Origin of the sequence: Microcystis sp. LE19-10.1B (assembly GCF_027530565.1) — a bacterium.
GTDB classification, from domain to species: domain Bacteria; phylum Cyanobacteriota; class Cyanobacteriia; order Cyanobacteriales; family Microcystaceae; genus Microcystis; species Microcystis aeruginosa.
Genome location: NZ_JAPZQM010000185.1, coordinates 1 through 5,493, shown reverse-complemented (window position 1 = coordinate 5,493; position 5,493 = coordinate 1). Strand labels below are relative to the sequence as shown.

Below are 5,493 nucleotides of genomic sequence, written 5' to 3'. Positions count from 1 at the left end.
AATCTTACACAGCCCAAAGTGCGCCGCAATAGCGACTCTTGTTCTGGTGTTGGGTAAAATCGGTAGCGATAGCTTTTCCATATCTCGCATTCTAGCATATATCGTGTAAATGCGCTAATATTTAACGGTAAAGCCGTCGTAGAACGACGGGGTTTCAGACCCAAATTTTCGATGAACTGTCCCACCCTTATAGCCTCTTGAATGGCTATCTCTTGGTGTGAATTGGTTTTTAACTTAAACTCTATGACTCGCATTGACTCGACCTCTCAATGTGTTATGCTTATAATCTAGCAACTCATCGTACAAGGTGTCAAGGCGATGTCAGCTTTTCATCTCCGAGGTAAAACCGAGGGTTCCTTCAAGCTGACATTTTAGGTAAAAAGTTTTTTTGTAGAAAGCTAAGGGGATCAGATAACTATGAGCCAGATCACAAACACGGATAAGAGTCTTGAGGCGATGAAAAAGTTTGCCGAACAGTACGCTAAAGGTACAAATACTTACTTCTGTAGCGATCTCTCGGTGACAGCCGTAGTAATTGAGGGATTAGCGCGTCATAAGGACGAATTAGGCGCTCCTTTATGTCCCTGTCGTCACTACGAAGACAAAGAAGCGGAGGTAAAAAATACTTTCTGGAATTGTCCCTGTGTACCGATGCGGGAACGGAAAGAATGTCACTGTATGCTATTTATTACCCCCGATAACGAGTTTGCTGGGGAAGAACAGATAATTTCCCTCGACTATATCCAAGAAGTCCGCGAATCGATGAAGGGGCATTAGTTTAGGGTAATGACAGCCACCGCTTTTGGCCAAGGAATCGACGAATTTAATCGCCAGCAATTCTATGCTTGTCATGATACCCTAGAGGCTTTGTGGATGGAGTCCACAGAGCCTGAAAAAACCTTTTATCAAGGCATTTTGCAGATTGCTGTCGCTTGTTACCATCTGGAAAATAATAACTGGCGCGGGGCGGTAATTCTTTTGGGAGAAGGGGTTAGACGTTTGCAACACTATCAACCCGATTACGAGGGGATCAACGTGACGCACTTGGTTGGGGAGAGTTTGGATCTATTAAACTTTTTACAGAATCTCGATCCCCAAGCATTACCGGCAGTGCTAGAAGCGATGAAAAGCAATCAGGAACATCCTCATCCCCACCTCGATCGATCTATCTGTTCTCTGCCGAAAATCCTCAAAAGTCATCCCGTTCTCTAAAAAGCTAGATTAGTTAGTCAATACAATTACGTCTATAGGTGAGATTTCTATGAGAGCAAGATACGCAAAAATCAGAGGATGGCTAGTTGCCCTCGTTTCTGCTGGCTTAATCATGGGATTGGGCAATTCTCCCCTAGTCAAAGCACAGCAGAACATTGTACCAGGTAATGCCATGACAGTGCGATCGGATATTCAGGAGGCGAACTCAAAAACGGGGGTAATTACTGCTAGGGGTAACGTACAAGTGTTCTATCCCGCTCGCAAAATGCAGGCCACTTCCGCCCAAGCTCAGTATTTTAGCCGCGAACGTCGTTTAGTGATGACGGGTAACGTTTACGTTTTGCAGGAAGGCAACAGTATCCGCGCCGAAACGATGACTTATCTTGTCGATGAGGGCAGATTTATCGCTACTCCCCAAACCAGTCAGCAGGTGGAGTCAATTTATTTAGTCCAAGATAACGAAACTTCCCCCCAACCGGCTGCTTCTCCGACACCCGCACCCATACCTTCCCCTTCCCTCCCCGCTGCCCCAATTATTAACCCGCAGTGATAGTCAGGAGTCAGGAGTCAGGGGTCAGGAGATTATTTTTAGTTATTCTTCCCACACCCTACACCCTACACCCCACACCCCACACCCCACACCCTACACCCCACACCCCACACCCTACACCCTACACCCCACCCCCCCACTTCCCCACTTCCCCAACACCCAACACCGGATAAAGATGACTTTAGTATTAGAAAATATCCATAAATCCTACGGTAAAAGGCTCGTGGTTAACCGGGTGAGTATTACGGTTGCCCCGGGGGAAATTGTCGGGTTATTGGGACCAAATGGTGCGGGGAAAACCACAACTTTTTATATCGCCACGGGATTAATTAAACCGAATCAAGGGCGCGTTTGGCTCGATCAAAAAGAAATTACCAAATTACCCCTTAATCAGAGGGCGCGTCTGGGTATTGGCTATCTGACGCAGCAGGCCAGTATTTTTCGTTATTTAACTGTATCAGAAAATATTCAGTTAGCCCTAGAACAGTCGGGGGTTCCCTTTTCCCAACGGGCAAATCGTCTCTATGATTTATTAAAAGAATTTCGCCTCGATAAGATTGTTCGCACTAAAGGAGCCTACGTTTCCGGAGGAGAAAGAAGGAGGACAGAATTAGCTCGCGCTTTAGCGGTGGGAGTCAACGGACCGAGATTTTTATTATTAGATGAACCTTTCGCGGGGGTGGATCCGATCGCCGTGTCCGAGATTCAAGCGATGATTGCTGGTTTAAGGGATCGTCAGATGGGAATTTTAATTACTGATCACAATGTGCGAGAAACTTTGGCTATCACTAATCGGGCTTATATTATGCGCGAAGGGCAGATTTTAGCGGCGGGAAGTGGCGAAGAACTTTATAATAATCCTCTGGTGCGTCAGTATTATTTGGGTGATAATTTTTTCCGATAATTGTTATTAATAAAAATCGCTGCATTATATCATGAAAGTTGGCAATTGGCAAGGAAATTTAAGTAGAATACCCGGATTTAGCATCTTAGACCGCTATATTTTTGTCGAGTTATTATTGCCCTTTTTATTTGGTATGGGTTTATTCACTTCTTTGGGAGTGGCGATCGGTACTTTATTTGATTTAGTGCGACGGATTACTGAATCGGGTTTACCTTTTACTTTGGCCTTAAAAATTCTCTTATTAAAAATGCCAGAGTTTATCGTTTTAGCCTTTCCCATGTCGATACTTTTAGCGGCTTTAATGGCCTACAGTCGTTTAGCCAGTGATAGCGAATTAATTGCTTTGAAAAGTATTGGAATTAGTGTTTATCGCCTAATAATTCCCGCCATTGTGCTAAGTTTAATAGTGACGGGATTAACCTACGTTTTTAATGATTATGTGGCTCCGGCTGCCAGTTATGAAGCTAATGCTACCATGACGAAAGCTCTGCGACCAAATCGCAAATCTTTTATTGAAGATAATATTATTTATCCTGAATACGGCAAAGTGCGGCAACCGGATGGAGGGGAACCCCAAACGGTATTAAGAAGGTTATTTTATGCCGAAAGATTTAACGGTCAAGAGATGCTAGGTTTAACCATTCTCGATCGCACCCAACCGGAAGTTAATCAAATTATTACCTCAGAATCAGCTTCTTGGAATATTGAAAAAAATATCTGGGATTTTTATAACGGCACAATTTATCTAATTGATCCTAATGGTTCCTATCGTAATATTGTCCGCTTTCAACATCAACAATTAGCCCTACCGCGTACCCCGTTAGATTTAGCTTTTCGAGGCCGAGATGGTTCAGAAATGACCCTGAGACAAGCGCAGGAATACCTAAAAATACTGCAATTAAGCGGCAATCCTACCAAAATTAGAAAACTACAGGTTCAAATCGAGCAGAAAATATCTTTACCCTTTGTTTGTTTGGTTTTTGGGATGATTGGGGCAGCCTTGGGATTACGTCCCCAAAATTCTAATAAAGCCACCAGTTTCGGTATTTGTATTGTCCTAATTTTCTCCTATTATCTCCTATCTTTTGTCACCAGTTCCTTAGGCATTGGCGGAGTTTTAACCCCCTTGATGGCCGCTTGGTTGCCCAATATTTTAGGATTAACTGCTGGGGGAATTTTGTTAATTCAATCAGCTAAGTAATCGAGGGTTAGCGGTGGGAATAAAAATTGATAATCATCAAATTTCTAGGGCTAATTTGTATAAACGACTGCGGGATAAATTAGTAACCTGTGCTAATTGTCTGCTGGCTTGCGATCGATTAACTCCTCCTTCGATAATTTGTTTTAATTCCCGTTTTAATTCCTCGTCGGATAATTGGATATTATCGGCCTGATCGTTGCCCATAACTACGATTGTAAATTCCCCTTTAGGAGTTTTATTCTCCTGATATAAATTAATCGCCTCGGCGATAGTTCCTCGCCAAATTTCTTCGTAAAGCTTGGTTAATTCTCGACCTAAAACTATCTTTCTCGTTGATCCGAAAGTTTCGCGTAAATCCTCCAAAGTCTTAATAAGTTTGTGGGGTGCTTCATAAAAAACCATCGTTCTCGTTTCAGTTTTTAAACCCTCTAAGCGCTCTTGTTTCAGCTTTTCCTTACCCGGAAGAAATCCTTCAAAACAGAATCTTTCCGTGGGTAATCCCGACACCGCTAAAGCAGTAATTACCGCCGTTACTCCGGGGATGGGAACCACTTCGATCTGAGCTTCTATACAAGCTTTAATTAACTCATAACCCGGGTCAGAAATCCCCGGCATTCCCGCATCAGTAACCAAAGCGATATCCTGACCTTGGCTGAGAATATTTAATAACTGATCGAGACGGGAAAGACGATTATGTTCGTGGTAACTAATTTGAGGGGTTGGAATATCAAAATGCTGCAATAATTTGCCAGTGTGTCTGGTATCTTCAGCAGCAATTAGAGAGACTTTTTTGAGAGTTGCCAGGGACCGGAAAGTCAGATCGTCTAAATTACCGATCGGCGTTCCCACCACATACAATTTACCGAGATTATTCATAAATTGGCTAAAAATAGGCTATTTAGTCGTATTTTCAGTGATCAGTACCCAGTAAACAGTAATCAGTAAACTAAAAACTCGGCTCTCCCAGGTTTGGTGGGTAAAATGTATTCTAAGATACAGTCTTGGGGCAGTGAGTGGAACGAACCACAGAGACACAAAGGACACAAAGATCGATCAATCCTCTGTAAGTTAAACTTATCACACAGAACCTAGAAGAGCCAAAACTCACATCTGCTCACCGCTCACTGATAACTGCTCACTGATAACTGATAACTGATAACTGATAACTGAAGACCGATCGCTTTTCTCTGTTCAGGGATCACTCAAATAGGGTAAAGTAGGTCAAGGTATGCTAACCCTGTTATTGCATTAATCTAGTCTAAGGAGAACGTCTTAGTAATGTTAACCCTAAAAATCGCCGTTTATATCGTTGTTTCCTTCTTTGTCTTACTTTTTATCTTTGGCTTCCTTTCTGGCGATCCTACCCGTAACCCCGGACGCAAAGACTTTGAGTAGAAGACAATTAACAAACTGGTTCTAGGGTAGAGGCACAGGGAACAAGTTATTAAACTTTCCCTGTCTCCCTAGAAATAATGATCATGGTAGTATCATCGGAAATTTTGGGTCTGAAACCCCGCCGTTCTAGGTTGGCTTTACGTTAGAATTAAAAGGCCAGTCTCGAAAACCAAGTGGACGGCGCAGCACCTTGAAAACTCGGCTTAGGGGGTTCCGACCAGAAAAGCTTGG

General features: G+C 43.1%; 9 protein-coding genes and 1 pseudogene. 7 read left to right on the top strand and 3 right to left on the bottom strand.

Translation table 11 applies throughout. The features are described from left to right. Nucleotides 1-254: helix-turn-helix domain-containing protein (locus O9332_RS06805; RefSeq protein WP_288024448.1), on the bottom strand; the 254-nt coding region annotated here is incomplete at its 3' end. A gap of 163 nt (nt 255-417) precedes the next feature. On the opposite strand from O9332_RS06805, the gene O9332_RS06800 reads away from it, so the two are divergent. From O9332_RS06800 to O9332_RS06775, 6 genes are read left to right on the top strand one after another with little or no spacing between them, the layout of a single operon-like run. Then, on the top strand, nt 418-777 hold the full coding sequence (locus tag O9332_RS06800) for a ferredoxin thioredoxin reductase catalytic beta subunit (RefSeq protein ID WP_061432731.1): 360 nt from the start codon (nt 418-420) through the stop codon (nt 775-777). Between the two features lie 9 nt (nt 778-786). Then, nucleotides 787-1,212 carry a DUF309 domain-containing protein gene (locus O9332_RS06795; RefSeq protein WP_147073110.1) on the top strand — a complete coding sequence of 142 codons (426 nt, stop codon included), beginning with the start codon at nt 787-789 and terminating at the stop codon, nt 1,210-1,212. A 49-nt stretch (nt 1,213-1,261) separates the two neighbouring features. Beyond that, on the top strand, nt 1,262-1,762 hold the full coding sequence (locus tag O9332_RS06790; RefSeq protein WP_288024445.1) for an LptA/OstA family protein: 501 nt from the start codon (nt 1,262-1,264) through the stop codon (nt 1,760-1,762). Continuing rightward, nucleotides 1,759-1,935 carry a hypothetical protein gene (locus O9332_RS06785; protein WP_288024442.1) on the top strand — a complete coding sequence of 59 codons (177 nt, stop codon included), beginning with the start codon at nt 1,759-1,761 and terminating at the stop codon, nt 1,933-1,935. Before O9332_RS06790 ends, O9332_RS06785 begins: the two co-directional genes overlap by 4 nt. 2 nt (nt 1,936-1,937) lie before the next feature. Beyond that, nucleotides 1,938-2,666, top strand: coding sequence for an LPS export ABC transporter ATP-binding protein (lptB, locus tag O9332_RS06780; RefSeq protein WP_002797884.1), 729 nt, complete (start codon nt 1,938-1,940; stop codon nt 2,664-2,666). A 31-nt stretch (nt 2,667-2,697) separates the two neighbouring features. Further along, the gene (locus O9332_RS06775) at nt 2,698-3,867 is read left to right on the top strand and encodes an LptF/LptG family permease (RefSeq protein ID WP_288024440.1); all 1,170 of its coding nucleotides are present in this window, start codon (nt 2,698-2,700) and stop codon (nt 3,865-3,867) included. A 36-nt stretch (nt 3,868-3,903) separates the two neighbouring features. Here the strand turns inward: O9332_RS06775 and rsmI are convergent, their stop codons facing one another. Both rsmI and O9332_RS06765 read right to left on the bottom strand, forming a co-directional pair. Continuing rightward, nucleotides 3,904-4,743 carry a 16S rRNA (cytidine(1402)-2'-O)-methyltransferase gene (gene rsmI, locus O9332_RS06770; RefSeq protein ID WP_288024437.1) on the bottom strand — a complete coding sequence of 280 codons (840 nt, stop codon included), beginning with the start codon at nt 4,741-4,743 and terminating at the stop codon, nt 3,904-3,906. 18 nt (nt 4,744-4,761) lie between these two features. After that, a pseudogene (locus O9332_RS06765) lies at nt 4,762-4,948 on the bottom strand (hypothetical protein). A 197-nt stretch (nt 4,949-5,145) separates the two neighbouring features. On the opposite strand from O9332_RS06765, the gene O9332_RS06760 reads away from it, so the two are divergent. Beyond that, nucleotides 5,146-5,262: a photosystem II reaction center protein I gene (locus tag O9332_RS06760; protein WP_002732356.1), complete on the top strand. Its 117-nt coding sequence runs from the start codon at nt 5,146-5,148 to the stop codon at nt 5,260-5,262. Nucleotides 5,263-5,493 lie beyond the last annotated feature (231 nt).

Bases quoted from the DNA above. Each gene is read 5' to 3' on its own strand.
- lptB (WP_002797884.1), top strand. From the start codon at position 1,938: ATGACTTTAGTATTAGAAAATATCCATAAATCCTACGGTAAAAGGCTC.
- O9332_RS06795 (WP_147073110.1), top strand. From the start codon at position 787: ATGACAGCCACCGCTTTTGGCCAAGGAATCGACGAATTTAATCGCCAG.
- O9332_RS06790 (WP_288024445.1), top strand. From the start codon at position 1,262: ATGAGAGCAAGATACGCAAAAATCAGAGGATGGCTAGTTGCCCTCGTT.
- O9332_RS06800 (WP_061432731.1), top strand. From the start codon at position 418: ATGAGCCAGATCACAAACACGGATAAGAGTCTTGAGGCGATGAAAAAG.
- rsmI (WP_288024437.1), bottom strand. From the start codon at position 4,743: ATGAATAATCTCGGTAAATTGTATGTGGTGGGAACGCCGATCGGTAAT.
- O9332_RS06775 (WP_288024440.1), top strand. From the start codon at position 2,698: ATGAAAGTTGGCAATTGGCAAGGAAATTTAAGTAGAATACCCGGATTT.
- O9332_RS06760 (WP_002732356.1), top strand. From the start codon at position 5,146: ATGTTAACCCTAAAAATCGCCGTTTATATCGTTGTTTCCTTCTTTGTC.